This window comes from Streptomyces sp. NPDC104761 (assembly GCF_055583445.1).
In genome coordinates, this window is the sequence record NZ_JBVJNZ010000047.1 from 1 (window position 1) to 1,330 (window position 1,330).

General features: G+C 65.3%; 1 protein-coding gene. It reads left to right on the forward strand.

Annotation, left to right across the window (positions count from 1 at the left end; translation table 11 throughout):
• Window positions 1–50 precede the first annotated feature (50 nt).
• A protein-coding gene (locus tag ACZ63F_RS43020) for an IS3 family transposase (RefSeq protein ID WP_469719540.1) occupies window positions 51–1,303 on the forward strand; the annotation gives its coding sequence in 2 pieces (ribosomal slippage) (window positions 51–333 and window positions 333–1,303; 1,254 coding nt in all).
• The last annotated feature ends 27 nt before the right edge of the window (window positions 1,304–1,330 follow it).

The following is a 1,330-nucleotide window of genomic DNA, read 5'->3' on the forward strand; positions in this document are numbered from 1 at the left end:
TGAACCGTTCCGGGTTCGGTAGGGACTCGATCGTTTGAGAGGATCGAGTTATGGCACGTCCTTCCCAGTACCCGCTTGAGCTGCGCCGTCGTGCGGTGCGGATGGTCGCCGAGGTGCGGCCGGAGTACGACACCGAGTGGGCCGCGATGAAAGCGGTCGCCCAGAAGCTTGGCGTCGGCACGACCGAGACGCTGCGCAAGTGGGTGCGGCAGGACCAGATCGACGCCGGGGCCCGTCCGGGCACGACGAGCGAGGAGTCGGCCGAGCTGAAGCGGCTGAAGAAGGAGAACGCCGAGCTGAAACGGGCCAACGACATCCTCAAGGCCGCGGCGTCTTTCTTCGCGGCCGAGCTCGACCGGCCACACACACGCTCGTAGCGTTCATCGACGAGCACAAGGACCGCTTCGGCGGCGTCGAGCCGATCTGCCGGGTCCTCACCGACCACGACTGCAAGATCGCACCGTCCACCTACTACGCCCACCACAAACGCCAGGCCGCACCCGCGGCCCGCACCGTCCGCGACGCCGAACTGAAGACCCTGATCACAGAGGCGTACGAGGCCAACTACCGTGTCTACGGCGCCCGGAAGATCTGGCGGCACCTGAACCGCCAGGATGTCGCGGTGGCCCGCTGCACTGTCGAGCGCCTCATGCGTGAACTCGGCATCACCGGAGCGGTCCGCGGCAAGAAGGTGATCACCACCGTTCCCGGCGCGAGTGCGGAACGGGCCCCGGACCTCGTGGACCGCGACTTTGTCGCCCCCGCCCCGAACCGCTGCTGGGTCGCCGACTTCACCCACGTCACCACGTTCGCCGGCGTCGTCTACGTCGCCTTCGTCGTGGACACTTTCTCCCGCCGCATCGTCGGCTGGTCAGCAGCTGCATCGAAGGAGACACGGCTCGTCCTGGACGCCCTCGAGATGGCCTTGTGGCAGCGTGACCGAGACCAAAAGCCTTATCAGAAAGGCGAGTTGATACATCACTCCGATGCCGGCTCGCAGTACACATCGTTCGCGCTCGCCGAGCACCTCGACCGCGCAGGCATCGCCGCGTCGATCGGATCGGTCGGCGACGCCTACGACAATGCCCTGATGGAGTCCACGATCGGCCTGTTCAAGACCGAGTTGATCAAGCCTCGTCGGCCCTGGAAGACGCTTGCCCAGGTCGAACTCGCCACCGCCGAATGGGTCGACTGGTACTGCCACCGCCGGCTCCACGGTGAAATAGGGCACATCCCACCCGCCGAATACGAGACCAAGTACTACCGCGAAACCACGAAGTCCCAGGTCACAGTCACGACCTAGAGTCTCGATCAAACCCGGAACGGTTCA